General features: G+C 56.5%; 18 protein-coding genes. 12 read left to right on the forward strand and 6 right to left on the reverse strand.

What is annotated here, in order from left to right; translation table 11 throughout:
- Positions 1-142 precede the first annotated feature (142 nt).
- The 5 genes from topA (at position 143) to acnA (ending at position 7,857) form a co-directional block, all read left to right on the forward strand.
- Positions 143-2,740: a type I DNA topoisomerase gene (topA, locus tag C1N60_RS09785; protein WP_058774627.1), complete on the forward strand. Its 2,598-nt coding sequence runs from the start codon at positions 143-145 to the stop codon at positions 2,738-2,740.
- 192 nt (positions 2,741-2,932) lie between these two features.
- Positions 2,933-3,907 (forward strand): HTH-type transcriptional regulator CysB, encoded by a 975-nt coding sequence (gene cysB / locus C1N60_RS09790; RefSeq protein WP_021510116.1) that lies wholly within the window; start codon positions 2,933-2,935, stop codon positions 3,905-3,907.
- Between the two features lie 492 nt (positions 3,908-4,399).
- The gene (locus tag C1N60_RS09795; protein ID WP_071813666.1) at positions 4,400-4,558 is read left to right on the forward strand and encodes a YmiA family putative membrane protein; all 159 of its coding nucleotides are present in this window, start codon (positions 4,400-4,402) and stop codon (positions 4,556-4,558) included.
- A 3-nt stretch (positions 4,559-4,561) separates the two neighbouring features.
- Positions 4,562-4,738 carry a hypothetical protein gene (locus C1N60_RS09800; protein ID WP_176428134.1) on the forward strand — a complete coding sequence of 59 codons (177 nt, stop codon included), beginning with the start codon at positions 4,562-4,564 and terminating at the stop codon, positions 4,736-4,738.
- A gap of 437 nt (positions 4,739-5,175) precedes the next feature.
- Positions 5,176-7,857: an aconitate hydratase AcnA gene (gene acnA, locus C1N60_RS09805; RefSeq protein ID WP_262257929.1), complete on the forward strand. Its 2,682-nt coding sequence runs from the start codon at positions 5,176-5,178 to the stop codon at positions 7,855-7,857.
- An 87-nt stretch (positions 7,858-7,944) separates the two neighbouring features.
- On the opposite strand, the gene ribA is transcribed toward acnA, so the two are convergent.
- Complete coding sequence (ribA, locus tag C1N60_RS09810) at positions 7,945-8,538, reverse strand: GTP cyclohydrolase II (RefSeq protein ID WP_058758620.1); 594 nt, start codon at positions 8,536-8,538, stop codon at positions 7,945-7,947.
- Between the two features lie 230 nt (positions 8,539-8,768).
- Here ribA and pgpB point away from each other — a divergent pair, with 230 nt between their 5' ends.
- The 5 genes from pgpB (at position 8,769) to yciH (ending at position 12,377) form a co-directional block, all read left to right on the forward strand.
- The gene (gene pgpB, locus C1N60_RS09815; protein WP_021505947.1) at positions 8,769-9,533 is read left to right on the forward strand and encodes a phosphatidylglycerophosphatase B; all 765 of its coding nucleotides are present in this window, start codon (positions 8,769-8,771) and stop codon (positions 9,531-9,533) included.
- A 126-nt stretch (positions 9,534-9,659) separates the two neighbouring features.
- Positions 9,660-9,965: a LapA family protein gene (locus C1N60_RS09820; protein ID WP_058771279.1), complete on the forward strand. Its 306-nt coding sequence runs from the start codon at positions 9,660-9,662 to the stop codon at positions 9,963-9,965.
- 6 nt (positions 9,966-9,971) lie between these two features.
- Positions 9,972-11,141, forward strand: a complete 1,170-nt coding sequence (lapB, locus tag C1N60_RS09825; RefSeq protein ID WP_058758617.1) for a lipopolysaccharide assembly protein LapB — start codon at positions 9,972-9,974, stop codon at positions 11,139-11,141.
- A 205-nt stretch (positions 11,142-11,346) separates the two neighbouring features.
- Positions 11,347-12,054, forward strand: coding sequence for an orotidine-5'-phosphate decarboxylase (pyrF, locus tag C1N60_RS09830; RefSeq protein WP_262257930.1), 708 nt, complete (start codon positions 11,347-11,349; stop codon positions 12,052-12,054).
- Positions 12,054-12,377: a stress response translation initiation inhibitor YciH gene (gene yciH / locus C1N60_RS09835; RefSeq protein ID WP_021505951.1), complete on the forward strand. Its 324-nt coding sequence runs from the start codon at positions 12,054-12,056 to the stop codon at positions 12,375-12,377. The genes pyrF and yciH overlap by 1 nt, the downstream gene beginning before the upstream one ends.
- A 69-nt stretch (positions 12,378-12,446) precedes the next feature.
- Here yciH and osmB read toward each other — a convergent pair whose 3' ends face one another.
- Positions 12,447-12,662 (reverse strand): osmotically-inducible lipoprotein OsmB, encoded by a 216-nt coding sequence (gene osmB / locus C1N60_RS09840; RefSeq protein ID WP_031279061.1) that lies wholly within the window; start codon positions 12,660-12,662, stop codon positions 12,447-12,449.
- Positions 12,663-13,045: 383 nt separating this feature from the next.
- Here osmB and araD point away from each other — a divergent pair, with 383 nt between their 5' ends.
- Positions 13,046-13,744: an L-ribulose-5-phosphate 4-epimerase gene (araD, locus tag C1N60_RS09845; RefSeq protein ID WP_058774630.1), complete on the forward strand. Its 699-nt coding sequence runs from the start codon at positions 13,046-13,048 to the stop codon at positions 13,742-13,744.
- Positions 13,745-14,038: 294 nt separating this feature from the next.
- Entirely contained in the window at positions 14,039-14,905 is an 867-nt protein-coding gene (locus C1N60_RS09850; protein WP_021505954.1) for a crotonase/enoyl-CoA hydratase family protein, read from the forward strand.
- Between the two features lie 15 nt (positions 14,906-14,920).
- On the opposite strand, the gene pdeR is transcribed toward C1N60_RS09850, so the two are convergent.
- The 4 genes from pdeR to C1N60_RS09870 all read right to left on the reverse strand — a co-directional run bounded on the left by pdeR (position 14,921) and on the right by C1N60_RS09870 (position 21,534).
- Positions 14,921-16,906 (reverse strand): cyclic di-GMP phosphodiesterase, encoded by a 1,986-nt coding sequence (gene pdeR / locus C1N60_RS09855; RefSeq protein ID WP_058758614.1) that lies wholly within the window; start codon positions 16,904-16,906, stop codon positions 14,921-14,923.
- A gap of 153 nt (positions 16,907-17,059) precedes the next feature.
- Positions 17,060-17,356, reverse strand: coding sequence for a YbdD/YjiX family protein (locus C1N60_RS09860; RefSeq protein ID WP_058774631.1), 297 nt, complete (start codon positions 17,354-17,356; stop codon positions 17,060-17,062).
- Positions 17,349-19,415 carry a carbon starvation CstA family protein gene (locus C1N60_RS09865; protein ID WP_059012964.1) on the reverse strand — a complete coding sequence of 689 codons (2,067 nt, stop codon included), beginning with the start codon at positions 19,413-19,415 and terminating at the stop codon, positions 17,349-17,351. The genes C1N60_RS09860 and C1N60_RS09865 overlap by 8 nt, the downstream gene beginning before the upstream one ends.
- Before the next feature lie 184 nt (positions 19,416-19,599).
- Complete coding sequence (locus C1N60_RS09870; protein WP_211726151.1) at positions 19,600-21,534, reverse strand: exoribonuclease II; 1,935 nt, start codon at positions 21,532-21,534, stop codon at positions 19,600-19,602.
- Between the last annotated feature and the right edge of the window lie 55 nt (positions 21,535-21,589).

Below are 21,589 nucleotides of genomic sequence, written 5' to 3' on the forward strand. Positions count from 1 at the left end.
GCAAATGCCGATGCAATCTGACCAGAGATTGTCCCCGCTGGCTTGAAAAGCAAAAAGTCAGCAGCAATATTGAACCCATTGGGTTTTGGGGCTGCCAATCCTCTCCCGTTTATCAGGACGTTTCAATTAGGTAAAGGTACATATGGGTAAAGCACTCGTCATCGTTGAGTCCCCGGCAAAGGCCAAAACAATCAATAAATACCTCGGTAATGACTACGTGGTGAAATCCAGCGTCGGTCATATCCGTGATTTGCCGACCAGTGGTTCAACGGCCCGTAAAAGTGCCGACGGGGAAAAGGCGAAAACCGGCAAGAAAGTAAAGAAAGATGAAAAGGCCGCGCTGGTCAATCGCATGGGTGTTGACCCGTGGCACGGCTGGGAAGCGGACTACCAGATTCTGCCCGGCAAGGAAAAAGTCGTATCCGAACTGAAGAACCTGGCTGCCGATGCCGACCACATCTATCTCGCAACCGACCTTGACCGCGAAGGGGAAGCCATTGCCTGGCACCTGCGGGAAGTGATCGGTGGCGATGACAAACGCTTCAGCCGCGTGGTGTTTAACGAAATCACCAAAAATGCGATTCGTCAGGCGTTCGAGAAGCCGGGCGAACTGAATATTGAGCGCGTCAATGCGCAGCAGGCGCGTCGTTTTATGGACCGCGTGGTGGGCTATATGGTCTCGCCGCTGCTGTGGAAAAAAATTGCCCGTGGCCTGTCGGCCGGACGCGTGCAGTCGGTTGCCGTGCGTCTGGTGGTGGAGCGCGAGCGCGAAATCAAAGCCTTCGTACCGGAAGAGTACTGGGAAATTGACGCCGATCTGTCAACGCCGAAAGGCGATGCGCTGGCGGTCAGGGTAACGCATCAGGGCGATAAAGCGTTCCGCCCGGTTAACCGCGAGCAAACCGAAGCGGCCGTGGCCATCCTGGAAAAGGCGCGTTACGCGGTTCTGGATCGTGAAGACAAGCCGACCAGCAGCAAACCGTCGGCGCCGTTTATCACCTCGACGCTGCAGCAGGCGGCGAGCACCCGCCTTGGTTTTGGCGTGAAAAAAACCATGATGATGGCGCAGCGTCTGTATGAAGCCGGTCACATCACCTATATGCGTACCGATTCCACCAACCTGAGTCAGGATGCGGTGGCGATGGCGCGTGGCTATGTGGAGAAAAAATTCGGCAAGAACTACCTGCCGGATGCGCCCAACACCTATGCCAGCAAAGAGAATTCACAGGAAGCGCACGAAGCGATTCGTCCTTCTGATGTCAACGTTGCCGCCGAGCAGTTGAAGGATATGGAAGCGGATGCGCAGAAGCTGTATCAGCTGATCTGGCGCCAGTTCGTGGCCTGCCAGATGGTGCCTGCGCAATATGATTCCACCACGCTGACCGTCGGCGCGGCAGATTTCAAACTGAAAGCGAAAGGGCGTACGCTACGTTTCGACGGCTGGACCAAAGTGATGCCCGCGCTGCGTAAAAATGATGAAGATTTGACGCTGCCGCCGGTGAACGTGGGCGACACGCTGGATCTGAAATCCCTGCTGCCGGGCCAGCACTTTACCAAGCCGCCGGCGCGCTTCAGCGAAGCTTCGCTGGTACGCGAGCTGGAGAAGCGTGGCATTGGCCGCCCGTCTACCTATGCTTCGATCATTTCCACCATTCAGGATCGCGGTTACGTGCGGGTGGAAAACCGCCGTTTCTACGCCGAGAAGATGGGTGAGATTGTTACCGATCGTTTGGAAGAGAACTTCCGTGAGCTGATGAATTATGATTTCACCGCGCACATGGAAGACAGTCTCGACCAGGTTGCGAATAACGAAGCGCAATGGAAAGCGGTGCTGGATTCATTCTTCAGTGATTTCAGCCAGCAGCTGGAGCAGGCGGAGAAAGATCCGGAAGAGGGCGGCATGCAGCCGAACCAGATGGTGCTGACCTCGATCGATTGCCCAACCTGCGGACGTAAAATGGGGATTCGCACCGCCAGCACCGGCGTGTTCCTGGGCTGTTCCGGTTATGCACTGCCGCCGAAAGAGCGCTGCAAGCAGACCATTAACCTGATCCCGGAAAACGAAGTGCTTAACGTGCTGGAAGGCGATGATGCCGAAACCAACGCGCTGCGCGCCCGTCGCCGCTGCCAGAAATGCGGCACCGCGATGGACAGCTACCTGATCGATAACGGCCGTAAACTGCACGTCTGTGGTAATAACCCGGAGTGTGACGGTTATGAAATCGAGCAGGGTGAATTCCGTATCAAAGGTTATGACGGTCCGATTGTTGAGTGCGAAAAATGTGGCTCTGAAATGCACCTGAAGATGGGGCGTTTTGGTAAGTACATGGCCTGTACCAACGACGAGTGTAAAAATACCCGTAAGATTCTGCGTAACGGCGAAGTCGCGCCGCCGAAAGAAGATCCGGTACCGCTGCCGGAGCTGCCGTGCGAAAAATCGGATGCGTATTTTGTGCTGCGTGACGGAGCTGCGGGCGTGTTCCTGGCCGCTAACACCTTCCCGAAATCGCGCGAAACCCGTGCGCCGCTGGTGGAAGAGCTGCAGCGCTTTGCTGACCGTCTGCCGGAGAAACTGAAATATCTGGCCGAAGCGCCGGCAGTGGACCCGGAAGGCAATAAAACGCTGGTGCGTTTTAGCCGTAAGACCAAACAGCAGTATGTTGCCTCAGAAAAAGAGGGCAAAGCGACCGGCTGGTCGGTTTTCTATATCGACGGTAAGTGGCAGGAAGCGAAGAAGTAATCCCCCTGGAGGCCAGCGTTCGCTGGCCTTTTTCTCATCCTTATAGCTAATCGTTCTACATTCTTACGTTAACTGATATAGTAGTTATAGCTTATTGCATTTTGCTGACTCGCTTTCCCTCATTATTACGCCATCAGGGCGGATACACGCCTGCAGGGAATGCACCTCTGTCGCTATCGGGAAGATATAACTATGAAATTGCAGCAGTTGCGTTACATCGTTGAAGTCGTTAACCACAACCTCAATGTCTCCTCCACGGCAGAGGGGCTGTATACCTCGCAACCGGGCATCAGTAAGCAGGTGCGCATGCTGGAAGATGAGCTGGGCGTGCAGATTTTTGCCCGCAGCGGCAAACATCTGACGCAGGTGACGCCAGCGGGTGAAGAGATTATCCGTATTGCCCGCGAAGTTTTGTCCAAAGTGGATGCGATCAAATCGGTTGCCGGTGAACACACCTGGCCAGATAAAGGATCGCTGTACGTGGCCACGACCCACACTCAGGCGCGTTATGCACTGCCTGGCGTAATCAAAGGCTTTATCGAACGCTATCCGCGCGTTTCTCTGCACATGCATCAGGGCTCGCCCACACAAATTGCTGAGGCGGTCTCCAAAGGCAATGCCGATTTCGCCATTGCCACCGAAGCGCTGCACCTGTACGACGACTTAATTATGCTGCCGTGCTATCACTGGAACCGTGCCATTGTGGTCACGCCGGATCATCCGCTGGCGGGGAAATCCAATGTGTCGATTGAGGAGCTGGCTGATTTCCCGCTGGTGACTTACACCTTCGGTTTTACCGGCCGCTCAGAACTGGATACTGCGTTTAACCGTGCCGGTTTAACGCCGCGTATTGTTTTTACCGCAACCGATGCCGACGTGATCAAAACCTATGTGCGTTTAGGCCTGGGGGTTGGGGTGATTGCCAGCATGGCGGTGGACCCGGTTTCCGATCCGGATTTGGTGCGCATCGAAGCTTCAGAAATCTTCACCAATAGCACTACCAAGATTGGTTTCCGGCGCAGCACCTTCCTGCGCAGCTATATGTATGATTTCATTCAGCGCTTCGCACCGCACCTGACGCGAGACGTGGTGGACGCCGCTGTGGCGCTGCGCTCAAACGAAGATATCGAAGCGATGTTCCGCGATATCAAGCTTCCTTTCAGGTAATCACCTAACTCATTATTTTTGCGGGAAGTCCAGCGACTTCCCGCACACCTCCCGCCGCTTAGCACCAGCAGAACCTCAAAAAATTCCCTTATTTTTTTGTAAATGAAACATGCGTCACATGTTTTTTCATTGTTATTTATTAAATGCGAATCAGTACACAATTTTTACTTTGCCGCTTTGCGGACTGCCAGGAATATTCCCATACTCCAGTTAAGAGCTGATGAGAAAGGGCTTTTTAACTGGCTCGTTAAATTAAACTCAAATTTAAAGTGGATCTAATTTTGGTTTAAGCCAAATTTACAATGTAACTATTAAATTAATAGTTTGCAGCGTGCTTAAATTTATCTCATCAGTTTTGGCGGTTTTGATAAATAGCGTTAATCGTTGTGCTCAATAAAAATAACTGGATTTTTGGACTTAACAAGTTTAGGATTCGTCCTAAATCTTCATCGTTGTTATCAATCGTTTTATTGAGAGTGATTATCAAAAACTATGACTACGAGATTAACTGTACAACCGGACTTCCGGGCTAAAAGCACCAAGGTAGAGCGTTCAGGTAACATCCGTCGCAAAGCCTGGTTGACTGTCTTCGCTGCTTCAGCACTGTTCTGGGTAGTGGTGGCGTTAATGATTTGGCGTATGTGGGGTTAAGCCATGTGGGCAAATACACTCAGTCGTAAATATCCGGTCGCTGCGCGTCAGCCTAAAGCACCGGTGTGCAAAGCCAAAGACGCGCCTGCTGAACCGCAAGTGGCAATCCCGGCTTCCTGGGAACTGAGTGAACAGCAGCGCAGCTTTATTGAATCATTCATGGATCCGAAGTCTAAATAACGCAGTCTGCGTCCAATTCCTATTAAGACATACTGTCGCGCATTTTTACCGGACTCTCCGGTGGGCACGTTAAAAGCCCGTCCTTTAACACTCAGCATCTAAAAAAACGGTGTCATCAGTACAACGCTGAAGACGATGGCTTTTTGTTGCCCGCGATCCGGGAGGAGTGACAGATGAATACCACAACTTTTTCATGGCTCAGCGTTTATGCCTTCTCAATGGCCTTTTGGGCTGCGGCCGTCTGGGCCGTCCTGTAATTCGCTAATCCTGCCAGTTAACGCTTTCTGAATGCCCTGACACTAGTCAGGGCATTTTTCGTTGCGGTTTTGTGTGTCAATTCGTGTTGTTATCAAAACGTTAACGAAAATGTGGTCTATCTTTAAGCTAAACCTTGCACTCTCTGAGGTTTAGCAGAAGAGCCCATAAAAGGAGGAGTTATGTCGTTAACGTTACGTGAGCAGAGTCAGGATGCGCTGGAAGTAGGGGCAAAAAAATATCATTACTACAGCTTGCCGAAAGCCGCTCAGCAGGTCGGTGACATCGATCGCTTACCAAAATCCCTCAAGGTTCTGCTGGAAAACCTGCTGCGCTGGCAGGATGAAGATTCCGTAACGGCAGCAGATATTCAGGCGCTGGTGGCGTGGCAGCAAACTGCACATGCCGATCGCGAAATTGCTTATCGTCCGGCGCGCGTATTAATGCAGGATTTCACCGGCGTACCGGCCGTGGTTGACCTGGCGGCGATGCGTGAAGCCGTTAAGCGGCTGGGCGGTGATGTGGCGAAAGTTAACCCGTTGTCACCGGTCGATCTGGTGATTGACCACTCGGTCACGGTCGACCATTTTGGCGATGACGATGCGTTTGAAGAAAACGTGCGCCTGGAGATGGAACGCAACCACGAACGCTACGTTTTCCTGCGCTGGGGGCAAAAAGCCTTTAACCGTTTCCGCGTCGTGCCGCCGGGCACCGGTATCTGTCATCAGGTCAATCTGGAGTACCTCGGTAAAGCCATCTGGCATGAAACGCTGGACGGCAAAGAAGTGGCTTATCCGGATACGCTGGTCGGCACCGATTCCCATACCACCATGATTAACGCCCTGGGCGTACTTGGCTGGGGCGTGGGCGGCATTGAAGCTGAGGCCGCCATGCTTGGCCAGCCGGTTTCGATGCTGATTCCCGATGTGGTGGGTTTCAAGCTGACCGGCAAACTGCGTCCCGGTATCACCGCCACCGACCTGGTATTAACCGTGACGCAGATGCTGCGCAAGCACGGGGTGGTCGGTAAGTTTGTCGAATTCTACGGTGACGGATTGGCCGATCTGCCGCTGGCGGATCGCGCAACCATCGCCAACATGGCGCCAGAATATGGCGCAACCTGCGGTTTCTTCCCGATTGATGAAGTCACGCTCAGCTACATGACGCTCACCGGGCGCGATGCGCAGCAGGTTGAGCTGGTGGAAGCCTATGCAAAACAGCAGGGGCTGTGGCGTAAACCGGGCGATGAACCCATCTTCACCAGCACGCTGGCGCTGGATATGGCTGAAGTAGAGTCGAGCCTCGCCGGTCCGAAGCGTCCGCAAGATCGCGTCTCCCTCGGCGACGTACCGGCGGCCTTTGACGCCAGTAACGAGCTGGAAGTGAATCACGCGCAGAAGCCGCACAAAACGGTCAGCTATCTGGACAGTGAAACCGGCGACCGCATCCAGCTGGATGATGGTGCCGTGGTGATTTCGGCGATTACGTCCTGTACTAACACCTCCAACCCCAGCGTATTGATGGCGGCTGGCCTGCTGGCGAAAAAAGCCGTCGAGCGCGGGCTGATGCGCAAACCCTGGGTTAAAGCCTCGCTGGCACCAGGATCAAAAGTGGTGTCCGACTATCTCGCCGTGGCGCAACTGACCCCGTATCTTGATGAGCTGGGCTTTAACCTGGTGGGTTACGGCTGCACCACCTGCATCGGTAACTCCGGCCCGCTGCCGGATGAGATCGAAAGCGCGATCAAAGAGGGCGATTTGACGGTGGGTGCCGTGTTGTCCGGCAACCGCAATTTCGAAGGGCGCATCCATCCACTGGTGAAAACCAACTGGCTGGGGTCTCCGCCGCTGGTGGTGGCGTATGCGCTGGCGGGCAACATGAAGATCAACCTGCAGACTGACCCGATCGGTCAGGATCAGCAGGGTAATGACGTCTATCTAAAGGACATCTGGCCATCGCCGGAAGAGATTGCCGCATCGGTGCAGAAAGTTACCAGCGACATGTTCCATAAAGAGTACGCCGAGGTGTTCGACGGCACGCCCGAGTGGCAGCAGATCAAAGTCAGCGAAGCCGCCACCTATGACTGGGACGAAGGCTCCACCTATATTCGTCTGTCACCGTTCTTTGACGATATGGAAAAAACGCCGCAGCCGGTGCAGGACATTCAGGGCGCGCGCATCCTGGCGATGCTCGGTGATTCGGTGACGACCGACCATATCTCCCCGGCTGGCAGCATTAAAGCGGAAAGTCCGGCGGGGCGTTATCTGCTGGCGCACGGCGTTGAGCGTAACGACTTCAACTCGTATGGTTCACGACGCGGCAACCACGAAGTCATGATGCGCGGTACGTTTGCCAACATCCGTATTCGCAACGAAATGGTGCCTGGCGTCGAGGGCGGTTATACCCGGCACTATCCGAGCCAGGAACAGCTGGCTATTTACGATGCGGCGATGAAGTATCAGGAGGAGGGCGTGCCGCTGGCGGTGATTGCCGGGAAAGAGTACGGCTCAGGATCCAGCCGCGACTGGGCGGCGAAAGGCCCGCGCCTGCAGGGCGTGCGCGTGGTGATTGCCGAATCGTTCGAGCGTATTCACCGCTCTAACCTGATCGGCATGGGCATTTTACCGCTGGAGTTCCCGGCGGGCGTGACGCGTAAGACGCTGCAGCTGACCGGGGAAGAGCGTATCGACGTGGCGAATCTGGCGCAGCTGCAGCCCGGTTGCAGCGTCCCGGTGACGCTGACGCGGGCTGACGGCAGTCAGCAGACGCTGGATACTCGTTGTCGTATCGATACCGGTAATGAGCTGACCTATTACCAGAACGACGGCATCCTGCATTATGTGATACGCAATATGCTCAACTAAAAAATAAAGCCGGGCATGCCCGGCTTTATTCATTGACGCTGACAGCGTGTGTCACTGAAGCGCTTTGCAAGTGCGCGCACTGCCGCGTCACGATTTCGGCAGCAGATGTCCCATCTTCTCGGCTTTCGTATCGAGATAGTGCGCATTTTTTGGGTTACGGCCAACGATCAGCGGCACGCGCTCAACGATATTGATACCCGCTTCTGACAGGATTTCCACTTTGCGCGGATTGTTGGTCAGCAAACGCACTTCATTGATGCCCAGCAGTTTAAACATGTCGGCGCACAGGGTGAAATCACGCTCATCGGCGGCAAAGCCCAACTGATGGTTTGCTTCCACCGTGTCGTAGCCTTTGTCCTGCAACGCATAGGCGCGAATTTTGTTCAGCAGCCCGATGTTACGGCCTTCCTGACGATGGTACAGCAGCACGCCGCGTCCTTCTTCCGCAATGGCGGTCAGCGCCGCTTCCAGCTGGAAGCCGCAGTCGCAGCGCAGGCTGAACAGCGCATCGCCGGTGAGACATTCGGAGTGGACGCGCGCCAGCACCGGATTGTGATCGCTAATATCACCATAAACCAGCGCGACGTGGTCGTGGCCGGTTGCCAGTTCTTCAAAACCAACCATCAGGAAATCTCCCCATGGCGTGGGCAGTTTGGCTTCTGCTACCCGTTTCAGCTGCATGTGACTCTCCAGAACCTTCAGAGGATGCGCTATCATCATGATAACGCACGGGCCCGACTGGCCCGACGAAACTGCCGATATTGTGCCACAACCTGAACCAGGGCCGCTAATCAGTCAGAGTGATTGTAGTGATAAAGCACAATTATCTAAGCCGCAACGGGTATGTTATTCTTTTTTCAACTAAAGTTATGCAATACGCCTGTCAGGTCGGGAAACAATAAAGGGACGAGATGTTAAAAATTGTGCAACGCACCACGCTGGGCGCGTTTTTATTATTGCTGATGCCACTGGGCGTATGGCTTTCCGGCTGGCAGTGGCAACCGGGGGAGAGCGGGCATCTGTTGCGCGTGCTGTTCTGGATCACCGAAACCGTCACCAGTCCGTGGGGCACGCTGACCAGCCTGATTCTGAGCGGATGGGTACTGTGGTGCCTGCGCTTTCGCCTCCGGCCGGCCATTCTGTTGTTGATTATCATGAACGGCGCGATTCTTGCTGGTCAGTCGACCAAAACCTTTATTAAAGAGCAGGTGCAGGAGCCGCGGCCGTATGTGGTCTGGCTTGAGCACAGCCACGGCGTCAACGAACAGCAGTTTTATCAGCTGAAACGGCAGCAGCGCGGCGAAATGGTATCCGCTTTGCTCGCCAATGACACAAAGCTGCCCGCCTGGTTAAAAAATCACTGGGCGTTTGAGACGGGCTTTGCTTTTCCGTCTGGCCACACCATGTTTGCCGCCAGCTGGGCGCTGCTGGTGATTGGCCTGTTATGGCCGCGCCGGCATGTTGTTACGGTGGTGGTGCTGTTTGTCTGGGCGACGCTGGTCATGGGCAGCCGGCTGGTACTGGGCATGCACTGGCCGCGCGATCTGGTGGTCGCGACGCTGATCTCGTGGCTGCTGGTGACGCTGGCAACCTGGCTGGCGCAGCGCTTTTGTGGCCCGCTCAGCGTGCCGCCGGAAGAGCAGCGTGAGATTGCCGGGCGCGATGACGGATTGTAATTTCTCCCTTTGCCCCCATATGATTGATTGTACTTGCAGAAAGGGCACTAACTGCTGCGCGGATAAGCAGCAACGGCGGCACTTTTTTGGCATACTCTACCGGATAACCTCACGACAGGACGCATTGTGAAATATTTGCTGATTTTTCTCGTGGTTTTGGTCATTTTCATCATCTCCGTCACGCTCGGAGCGCATAATGACCAGATTGTCACCTTCAACTATCTGCTGGCGCAGGGCGAATTCCGCATTTCAACCTTGCTGGCCTGCCTGTTTGGTGCCGGATTTTTGCTGGGCTGGGCGATCTGTGGCCTGTTCTGGCTGCGCATTCGTGTTTCGCTGGCGCATGCACAGCGTAAACTGAAGCGCATGCAGGCGCAAAATGAACAATCTGCTGCGGTAAATAGCACCTCCACTGCAGTGCGTCGGGATTAATGTTCGATGCTTGAATTGCTGTTTCTGCTTCTTCCTGTCGCGGCGGCGTACGGCTGGTATATGGGCCGCCGCAGTGCGCAACAGGATAAGCAACAGGAAGCTAACCGTCTGTCACGCGAATACGTGGCAGGGGTGAACTTTCTCCTTTCTAATCAGCAGGATAAAGCGGTTGATCTGTTCCTCGATATGCTTAAAGAGGACAGCGGCACCGTTGAAGCCCACCTGACGCTCGGTAACCTGTTCCGTTCGCGCGGCGAAGTCGACCGCGCCATCCGCATTCACCAGTCGTTAATGGAAAGCGCGTCGCTTACCTACGATCAGCGTTTGCTGGCAATTCAGCAGCTGGGACGCGACTACATGGCTGCCGGCTTGTACGATCGCGCCGAAGACATGTTCAGCCAGCTGATCGATGAAACCGATTTTCGCATCAGCGCGCTACAGCAGCTGCTGCTGATTCATCAGGCGACCAGCGACTGGCAGAAAGCCATCGAGGTGGCGGAGCGGCTGGTAAAACTCGGCAAAGATAAGCAAAAGGGCGAAATCGCCCACTTCTACTGCGAGCTGGCGCTGCAGGCGCTGAGCAGTGACGACCTCGATCGTGCCATGAGCCTGTTGAAAAAAGGTGAAGCGGCCGACCACCAAAGCGCGCGCGTTTCCATCATGATGGGACGTATCCTGATGGAGCAGGGCGAATACGCGAAAGCGGCGCAGCGGCTGCAGCGCGTGCTGGAGCAGGACAAAGAACTGGTGAGCGAAACGCTGCCGATGCTGGAAACCTGCTATCAGCGGCTGGAGCAGCCTGACAGCTGGGCGCAGTTCCTGCAACGCTGCGTTGAAGAGAACACCGGTGCTGCGGCGGAACTCTATCTGGCGGACATTCTGGAGCAGCAGCAGGGGCCGGAAGCGGCACAGCTCTACATTAACCGTCAGCTGCAGCGTCATCCCACCATGCGCGTGTTCCATCGTCTGATGGATTTCCACCTGCACGAGGCAGAAGATGGCCGTGCCAAAGAGAGTCTGATGGTGCTGCGCGACATGGTTGGCGAACAGATTCGCACTAAACCGCGCTACCGGTGCCAGAAGTGTGGCTTCACCGCGCACGCCCTCTACTGGCACTGCCCATCGTGCCGCGCCTGGTCTTCCGTTAAACCGATTCGCGGGCTCGACGGCCAGTAAGCTGGCCGCGTTCGGTGATTATTTGCACCGTACAGTAGTTACAACATACTAATAGGGACCTTATCATCGCACCATCAGCACTGTGCACCGGCTCGTCAATCAGCAAGGCAATCGCCGTCGCAACGTTGTCGTGGCCGGGTTGCACGGGTAGAATGCTTGCCGTTTGTCCATCGCGCCTGCGGGTGCCAGCCTCTGAGGAAACGTTATGCCTGTTACTCACTCACCGATTCTGGTGGCACTCGACTATCATGATCTCAATAGCGCACTGCAGTTCGTTGACCGTATCGATCCGTGCCAGTGCCGTCTGAAAGTGGGTAAAGAGATGTTTACCCTGTTTGGACCGTCGCTGGTGAAGACGTTGCAGGCGCGCGGTTTCGAAGTATTCCTCGATCTCAAATTTCATGACATCCCGAACACGACGGCGCATGCGGTCGCGGCGGCAGCAGATCTCGGCGTGTGGATGGTCAACGTGCATGCCAGCGGCGGGGCGCGGATGATGAATGCGGCGCGCGAAGCGCTGCTGCCGTTTGGCAGTGATGCGCCCTTGCTGATTGCGGTAACGGTGCTGACCAGCATGGACGAAGACGATCTCAAAGGTCTTGGCATCACCTTATCGCCGGCGCAGCAGGCTGAGCGTCTGGCACGGCTGACGCGCGAGTGTGGTCTTGATGGTGTGGTGTGCTCGGCGCAGGAAGCCGCGCACTTCAAACAGGTTATCGGGCAGGATTTCGCGCTGGTCACGCCGGGTATTCGCCCGGCGGGGAGCGAGGCCGGCGATCAGCGTCGTATCATGACGCCGCAGCAGGCACAACAGGCCGGCGTGGATTACATGGTGATTGGGCGACCGATCACCCAATCTGCCGACCCGGCGCAGACGCTGCAGCAAATCCTGCACAGTTTACAGGAGGGCTAATGGCTCAGGACAATCCGCTGGTTTACTCCACCGAAACCGGCCGTATTACACATAGCGAAGAGAAACCGCAGAGACCGAAAGGCGATGGCATCGTGCGCATTCAGCGCCAGACCAGTGGGCGTAAAGGTAAAGGCGTGTGCCTGATTACCGGCATCGATCTCGATGATGACGCGCTGGCAAAGCTGGCGGCCGAGCTTAAGAAGAAGTGCGGCTGCGGCGGGGCGCTGAAAGAGGGCGTGATTGAGATTCAGGGCGATAAGCGCGATTTGCTTAAAACGCTGCTGGAAGCCAAAGGCATGAAGGTTAAGCTGGCGGGCGGTTAATGAAAGCGGGCCACACAAGGTGGCCCGATGTAACGTAGATGCGCTGCGTAGCCTGCTACAATATTATTATTAATCAACCTGATGGCCAATAATGCCGCCCACCGCAGCGCCACCGACGGTACCCAGCGCGCTGCCGTTGGTGAGCACCGATCCACCAATAGCACCGGCACCGGCGCCAATCGCCGTGTTGCGGTCACGTTTTGACCAGTTGGAACAGCCGCTCAGGGCCACCACTAACGTCGTTGCCAGCACGGCAACCGTCACGCGTTTCATTGTTGTAGTCATGGACATCTCCTTGATGGTTTGCTCAGAGGCAACTCGTTAAGTATAGATGTTACGCCCTGAAGTTGTTCGCCCGATGCACTCAGGCGGTGCTTTTCCTTCAGCCTGCACGCTGGCGCGCAACCACTTGCGCGCGTTGTTCACGCTGCTTGCAAAAACCATTTTGGTACCGCCGCAGGCTTGAGATAATTCTAGGCGTAAGCGGATGTGTATGCAGAAAGAAAACTCTGAAATCCCGACGTGGTGTCCGCATCCGGATCCCGTATCAAACCCCACACTTTGCCCGCTTTAGCCACTTTCCGCTGCTAATCCAGCCATTCCCTCCATAACGTTTTTAGCGGTGGCTCCGCACAATTCAGTGATGACTGTATGGCGGAGAAAACACAATGCTGGAAGCGCTGAAACAGCAGGTTCTGGAGGCCAATCTCGACCTGCCGCGTTACAACCTGGTGACCTTTACGTGGGGCAATGTCAGCGCGGTAGACCGCGAGCGCGGGCTGCTGGTGATTAAACCCTCGGGCGTTAAATATGAGCAGATGCAGCGCGACGACATGGTGGTGGTCGAACTGGAAAGCGGCAATGTCGTCGAGGGCCAGCTGCGGCCATCTTCGGATACCGCAACACACCGCGCACTGTATCTGGCGTGGCCGGATATTGGCGGCATCGTGCACACCCATTCGCGCCACGCCACCATCTGGGCGCAGGCGGGCAGGGACATCCCGGCATGGGGCACCACGCACGCTGACGATTTCTATGGCACCATTCCCTGCACTCGCGCGATGCAACGGGCAGAGATTGAGCAGGAATATGAATGGCACACCGGCCAGGTCATCATTGAAACCTTTGCGCAGCGCGGCATCGAGCCCGGCGCGATTCCTGCTGCGCTGGTGAACTCCCACGGGCCGTTTGCCTGGGGTAAAGACGCACATAGCGCAGTGCACAGTGCGGTGGTGCTGGAAGAGGTGGCCTACATGGCGCTGCACACTGAGCAGCTGCGTGCCGAGCTACCGCCTATCGCTCAGACCCTGCTTGACCTGCACTATCTGCGCAAGCACGGGAAGAACGCCTGGTACGGGCAAGGCTGAGCGCGTGATATTGTCTCAAGGCACCGGCGGGTGCCTTTTTTATTTAAGGGGATTGCGTGCCCGGACGAGACGGGGGACTGTCGATGCTGTGATTTATTCACCATGCGTTAAGCGTATTTATGCGCTTGCCGGCTGTTGCGCCGTCATTAAGTAAGCCCGCTAATCTTTCCTCAGGCAGGGGCTCGGGGATCTCTCTGGATTTTACGTTATAAATCAAACTCTCATTTGGTCTGGCCTCACTCTGCATTACGCTGATGTGGCGTTTAACGCATCACATAAATAGAGGATGAGACGATGACAGTAATTAACCAACCAACCTGCCGCCTGTTTACCGAAGTCGGCCAAACCACCCAGCTCGCCGCCTATTATGAGGAAGGTCGACACACCATGTGGATGATGCTGCGCGCGCAGCCGCGCCCCAGTTTCAACCACGAATTAATCGAGGAGATCATGAACCTGAGCTACGCCGCCCAGCGTTCCGGTCTGCCGATTGATTTCTGGGTGACCGGATCGCTGGTGCCGCAGATGTTTAACGCCGGGGGCGATTTGCGTTTCTTTGTTGAATGCATTCGCAACAACCGCCGTGAAGCACTGCGCGCCTACGCCCGCGCCTGTGTTGATTGCATCCATTCGGCGGCCCGCGGGTTTGACACCGGCGCAGTGACGCTGGCGATGATTGAGGGCAGTGCCTTGGGCGGCGGTTTTGAAGCAGCGCTGGCGCACCACTTCATTCTGGCGCAGAACAGTGCGCGTATGGGCTTCCCGGAAATTGCCTTCAACCTGTTCCCCGGCATGGGCGGCTACTCACTGGTGGCCCGCCGCTCCGGGATGAAGCTGGCCGAAGAGCTGATCTGTGAAGGGGAGTCGCACAGCGCAGAGTGGTATGAAACCCGTGGTCTGGTCGACAAAGTGTTCCAGCCCGGTGACAGCTACCGCACCACGCGTACCTTCATCGATACGCTGCGGCCAAAACTGAATGGAGTCCGTGCCATGCTGAAAGCGCGACAGCGCGTACTGCAGCTGTCACGGGCAGAACTGATGGATATCACTGAGGATTGGGTCGACTATGCTTTCACGCTGGAACCGAAAGATATTGCCTACATGGAACGTCTGGTACAGCTGCAAAATCGTCACAGCGCATCACTGCGTAAAGCCGGTTAGCAGTACGCTAAGACGTTAAACGCGGGCAGGATGCTTAGCCAGCCAATGCCCGAGCTGCTCTGCGGGCATTGGTTTCGCATAATAATAACCCTGACGCCCATCGACACCGTTGGTCAGCACAAACTTCTCTTCGGCTTTGGTTTCGATGCCTTCGGCAATGACCTGTAAATCCAGGGCTTTCGCCACGGCAACGATCGCGCGCACCAGCGACTGCGATACCGGTTGCTTGTTGATATTGCGCACAAAACTTTGATCCAGCTTAATCGCATCGATCGGCACGCGCGCCAGCTGGGAGAGCGAGGAGTAGCCCGTGCCGAAATCATCCAGATGCACCTGTGCGCCTAACTCCTGAAACTGTTTCATCAGCTTCAGCGCACCGGCCTCATTCTCGATCAGGCAGCTTTCCGTCAGCTCGATGTCTATCGGGCACTCACTGATGCCCGCTTCGCTCAGCGCCTGTTTCAGGTCGCTGTAGATGCTCTGGTCGATCAGCTGTTTGGCGGAAACGTTGACAGCGACGCGCAGGTAAATGCCTTCGCTGCGCCATTTAACGATTTGCTGCAGCACGTTCAGCATCACCCAGCGCCCGAGCGGCACAATCAGTCCGGACTCCTCCGCGTAAGAGATGAAATCGCCAGGCGGCACCAGGCCGCGTTCAGGTGAATTCCAGCGCACCAGCGCCTCGGCACTGCGCACTTCGCCGTCGCGATCGATCTTCGGCTGATAGTGCACCACCAGATGATCCTGCTCCAGCGCTTTGCGCAGATTGGTATCCAGCCACAGATATTCAAATACGCGCTGGTTCATCTCGCTGGCGAACACGCAGAATTTGCCGCGCCCGTTCTCTTTAGCGTGGTACATCGCGGTATCGGCGTTACGAATCAGACTTTCGCGATCTTCACCATGCAGCGGGGCGAGGGCGATACCAATCGAGCAGCCGCTGTAGACTTCGATCAGCCCGATACGGAACGGCTGACGCAGCCGCTCAAGAATGCGTGAGGCCATTGCCTCCAGCGCCGCCTGACTGGTGTGCTCAGCCAGTACCACAAACTCATCACCGCCGAGGCGCGCCAGCGTCTGGTCCTTGCCGAGACAGCTGAGGATCGCCAGCGACACCGCCTGCAGCAGCTGGTCGCCAAACATATGGCCGTAGGCATCGTTTACCTTCTTGAAATTGTCGAGATCGAGGTAAACCACGCCGGTCTGGCTGCCGTTAGCCAGCTCCAGTGCCAGGCTAATTTGCTGATGGATAGCATTGCGATTCGGCAGGCCCGTCACCGTGTCGGTATTGGCCATAACGCGTAAGCGCTCCTGCGCCCGACGCTCTTCTGTGATGTCGGTTCCGGAACAGATGAGGAAAATTTCATTTTTTCCGCTACCGCTGTGGACGAACTTATTACGAAACAGAAACAGTCGCTGACCTTTTCGGGTTTTAACCCAGCGCTCCACTTCGTAGGAGTTGCCGTCGCGAAAGAAGCCGGCGATATTGCGGCGCGACGCCTGCGCTTCCTGTTTGGTCATAAACAGCTGAAACACATTGCGGCCAATTACTTCCTGCTCTTTCAGGCCGGTGTACTCTTCGCTCAGGCGGTTAAAACGCTGAATGTTGCCGCGCTGATCGAGGATGACGATCACCGAATTCGCTTCAGACACCACCTGTTCGGCGAAGGAGAGGCCAAGGGTTAAATCGCGCGCCACCGACGAGGTATCGCCCCAGGCGGATGCAGTGCCGGCCCAGGTGGACTGATTCACCTTACGGCCGACAAAGTGCATCGGCACTGGCGAGCCATGCAGTGAAAGGGTCAGGTTGATGCTGGAGGTAATTACCGTCATGGCACGCAGCAGACTGGCCTGAGCCGGCGTCAGGGGCACCGCCATATTGGTATTGGCATTTTCATCTTCGGCAAAATGCAGCGCATCGCTATCTGAAGTTAAACGCCAATGAGGGCTGGTTGTGCCAAACAAGGTATATAGCAACGTTTGCCCTTGTTCATCGGTCATGGAAACTTCCTCCGGAGGAATGCGCAGCAGGGGTATCTCATTATTTTAGCAACAGTATTCAACCTCCTGCGCCAGCACAAGATGCAAACTGAATATATTTTTGTTTTTATTAAAGAATGGCACGAAAAAGCCCCGGATTCCGGGGCTGAAAGGTTAGCACGGGCACTTGCCGAGTTTGCCCGCCTGGCTGGGAAAACGCGCCTCCAGGCAGTAACGATGGAAGGCGCGCTCATCCATGGGGGTCTGTTCCGGATGTTTTTCGCGCATATGCTTCAGATAAGTTTGATAGTCGTGCACGCCCACCATTAACCGGAAGCTCTGCTGTAATCCCTGCCACAGACGCTGCCAGCGTGAGCGCGGCGCGGCAGGGGCGCGGGCAGCGAGCGGTAAGCACTGCTGAATTTGCCAGCCCGCGTGCGGCTTTTTCCAGCGTAAAATGGCCTCAGACATTTCGCACCTCCTGACGGAGTGACACGTCCGACTCATGGGTGGTCGGCACTGAACTGCGCAGCGCGCGCCGGATCACGAAGAACGCCGCAATCAGCATGGTTACCGCGACCAGCATGAAAAAGCCGCACAGCGCCGCGTTGATCTGATTGCTGAACACGATGGTTTGCATGTCGGCCACGGTTTTCGCCGGTGCGATAATCACGCCCTCATCGAGACCTTTACGGAACTTACTGGCCTGCGCGAGGAAACCAATTGACGGTTTCTCATGGAAAATTTTCTGCCAGCCGGCGGTCATGGAGGTGATAAACAGCCAGGCGGTGGGCACAATCGTCACCCAGGCGTAACGCTGCTTTTTCATTTTGAACAGCACCACGGTACCGAGGATCAGCGCCATCGACGCCAGCATCTGGTTACCGATGCCGAACAGCGGCCACAGGGTGTTGATGCCGCCGAGCGGATCGACCACGCCCTGATACACGAAGAACCCCCAGCCGGCCACTGCCACAGTGGTACCGGCCATGTTCCCGAGCCACGAGCGGTTGTTAGCCAGCGAAGGCACCACGGTCCCGACCAGATCCTGCACCATAAAACGGCAGGCGCGGGTACCGGCATCAACGGCGGTGAGGATAAACAGCGCCTCAAACAGAATGGCGAAGTGATACCAGAACGCCATCATTGCGCGGCTGTTAAACACCTCGGTGATGATATGCGCCATCCCGACGGCAAACGTCGGTGCACCACCGGCGCGGGAGAGAATGGTGCTTTCGCCCACTTCGCCGGCGATACCGCTCAGCATCTCCGGCGTCACCACAAAGCCCCAGCCGTTAATTACCTGAGACGCGTTCTCCACCGTGGTGCCAATCAGCGCCGCCGGTGAGTTCATGGCAAAGTAGACGCCCGGATCGAGCACCGAGGCACAAATCAGCGCCATGATCGCCACAAAGGACTCCATCAGCATGGCGCCATAGCCGATAAAGCGAATATGGCTTTCGCGCTCCACCAGTTTTGGCGTCGTACCGCTCGACACCAGCGCGTGGAAGCCGGAGATCGCGCCGCAGGCAATGGTGATAAACAGGAACGGGAACAGCGCGCCGGAGAACACCGGCCCCGTGCCGTCGATAAAGCGCGTCACCGCCGGCATCTTCAGTTCCGGCATGGCGAACAGAATGCCCACCGCCAGCCCGATGATCACGCCGATTTTCAGGAAGGTGGAGAGGTAATCACGCGGCGCCAGCAGCAGCCACACCGGCAGCGACGAGGCAACAAAACCGTAGATCACCAGCACCCACGTCAGCTCGGTGCCTTTCAGGGTAAAAATCGGTCCCCAGTACGGATCGGCCGCCACGTCACCGCCGTAAATGATCGCCGCCATCATCAGCACAAAGCCGATGATCGACACTTCGGCGATTTTGCCCGGGCGCAGAAAGCGCATATACACGCCCATGAACAGGGCAATCGGAATGGTGGCGGCGATGGTAAACAGCCCCCACGGACTGTTAGCCAGCGCTTTCACCACCACCAGCGCCAGCGCGGAGAGAATAATGATCATCACACCGAGCGCACCGAGCATGGTGACCACGCCGGCGAACGAGCCCAGTTCCTGGCGCGCCATCTCACCCAGCGAACGACCGTCGCGGCGCGTGGAGATAAACAGCACCAGAAAATCCTGCACCGCGCCGGCCAGCATCACGCCGACCAGAATCCAGATGGTGCCGGGCAGAAAACCCATCTGCGCCGCCAGGATCGGCCCGACCAGCGGACCGGCACCGGCGATCGCGGCAAAGTGGTGGCCAAACAGCACCCATTTGTTGGTAGGAACATAGTCCAGCCCGTCATTGAAGCGCTCTGCCGGCGTGCGGCGCCGGTCGTCCAGCTCAAAAATGCGCCTGGCGATAAACAGGCTGTAGAAGCGATACGCGATGCTATAGCAGGCGACGGAGGCGATCACCAGCCAGACGGCATTAACGTGTTCGCCGCGACTGAGCGCCAGCATGGCGAACGCAGCCGCACCAATTAACGCCACCGCTAACCAGATCAATCCGGTTCTGACGTTGTTCATGAGTTAACTCCTTGTAGGGACCGGGAAAAAGGCGATCGGAATACAACAAGTTAAAAGTAATGTAATGAATTGTTAACGACAGGGAATCGGATCAGAAGTGTGAAGCGGGAAACAAATTTAACAACTGTTCAGGCGGGCGGGGAAAAATGCGGGATAACGGCTGTTATCCCGCACGATTTCATGCTCAGGCGGCCGGACGGGCCACCACGCTGCGTGTTTCCATGCGCACTTCGGCGATGGTCACATCAATCACATCGGTCACGCGGTAGGCCACTTCACCTTTGATCTGCACGGTGCCGCTCTCCTGCGAGCACACCAGTTCGTCACGTACGGCGTGAATGAACGGGGCAGGGATAAAGGCGACCGCACCGTTCTCCAGCAGGCGCACGCGCATGCCGCCGCGCGAAACGTCGATGATCTCCGCGCTGAATTTGCGGTCAGTGCCGGCAAACGGCGCGAGGAAGCGCGCGTACAGCCAGTCACCGACATCGCGCTCGGCCATGCGGTTGAGACGGCGACGCTCACTCATGATCAGGGTCACGTCATCCTGTGGCCGCGCAATGCTTTCGCCGCGCACGATAGCCTTCAGCAGACGATGGTTGATCATATCGCCGAATTTACGAATCGGTGACGTCCAGGTCGCGTAGGCTTCGAGGCCGAGACCAAAGTGCGGGCCCGGTTCGGTGCTGATTTCGGCGAAACTCTGGAAACGACGAATGCGGCTGTCGAGATACTGGGTTGGCTGCGCATCAAGCTGACGACGCAGCTGACGGAAGCCTTCCAGCGTGGTAATGGCCTGCGGATCAACCGTGATACCGTGACCAGCCAGTACCCCAGCCGCCTGTTCCGCGTTCGCCTGGTCGAAACCGGTGTGCAGGTTGTAGATACCGAAGCCAAGCTTCTCCTGCAGCACTTTAGCGGCGCAGACGTTGGCGAGGATCATCGCTTCTTCCACGATGCGGTTAGCGATGCGGCGCGGTTCCGCAATAATATCCAGCACTTCGCCTTTCTCACCGAGCACGAAGCGGTAGTCAGGGCGATCTTTGAACACCAGCGCGTGCGTCTGACGCCACTCGCCACGTGCCAGGCACAGGCGATGCAGCAGGCGAATCTGCTGCGCGATGGTGTCATTCTCCGGCTGCCAGCTGCCGCTGTTCTCCAGCCAGTCCGACACTTCGTCGTACACCAGCTTGGCTTTGGATTCGATCCACGCGGCAAAGAAGTGGGCATCGTCAGCCAGGCTGCCATCCGGCAGCACAGTAACGCGACACACCAGCGCCGGACGCCTGACGTTAGGGCGCAGCGAGCAGACATCATCTGACAGTTCGCGCGGCAGCATCGGGATATTAAAGCCCGGCAGATAATTGGTGAAGGCGCGTCTGGAGGCCATCTGGTCGAGTTCGCTGCCGGCAGCAACGTAAGCGGTCGGGTCGGCAATAGCGATGGTCAGCGCCAGCTTACCTTCTGCCAGCTCTTCAACATACAGCGCATCGTCCATATCTTCGGTGCTGGCGCTGTCGATGGTGACAAAGTTCAGCGCGGTGAGATCTTCACGCTGCAGCTGTTCGTCCAGCATCTCGCCAAAGCCCACTTCCGGCGCTTCGCGCTCCAGATTGTGGCGCGACAGCGTTACCCACCACGGTGCGAGGTGATCGTCCGCGGTGACAACAAATTCGGTCAGTTCGGCATAGAAACCGCGATCGCCTTTCAGCGGATGGCGGCGCATCTCTGCCACAGCCCAGTCACCGTTCTGGAAATCGTGGGTCAGGCCACGCACCGCACGGCACTGAATCGCGTCTTTCAGCAGCGGATGATCCGGCACGATAGACAGGCGGTCATCTTTTTTCTGCACGCGGCCGACAAAGCGCGTCAGGAACGGCTCAATCAGGGTTTCCGGCTCCGCGCTCTCGCGGTCTTTATCAGTGTGGATCACGGCGGAAATGCGGTCGCCGTGCATCACTTTCTTCATCTGCGGAGGGGGAATGAAGTAGCTTTTCTGAGCGTCAACTTCGAGGAAGCCAAAGCCTTTTTCCGTGCCTTTCACAACACCTTCGGCGCGCGGGGTCTGCGCGTGAAGCTTCTCTTTCAGCTGCGCGAGCAGCGGGTTATCCTGGAACATAATATATTTAGTTTCGTGGCCTAAGAGCGGTGGACAGTTTTACGCGAATCAGGTC

It is taken from the genome of Pantoea sp. SGAir0184 (genome assembly GCF_043544755.1).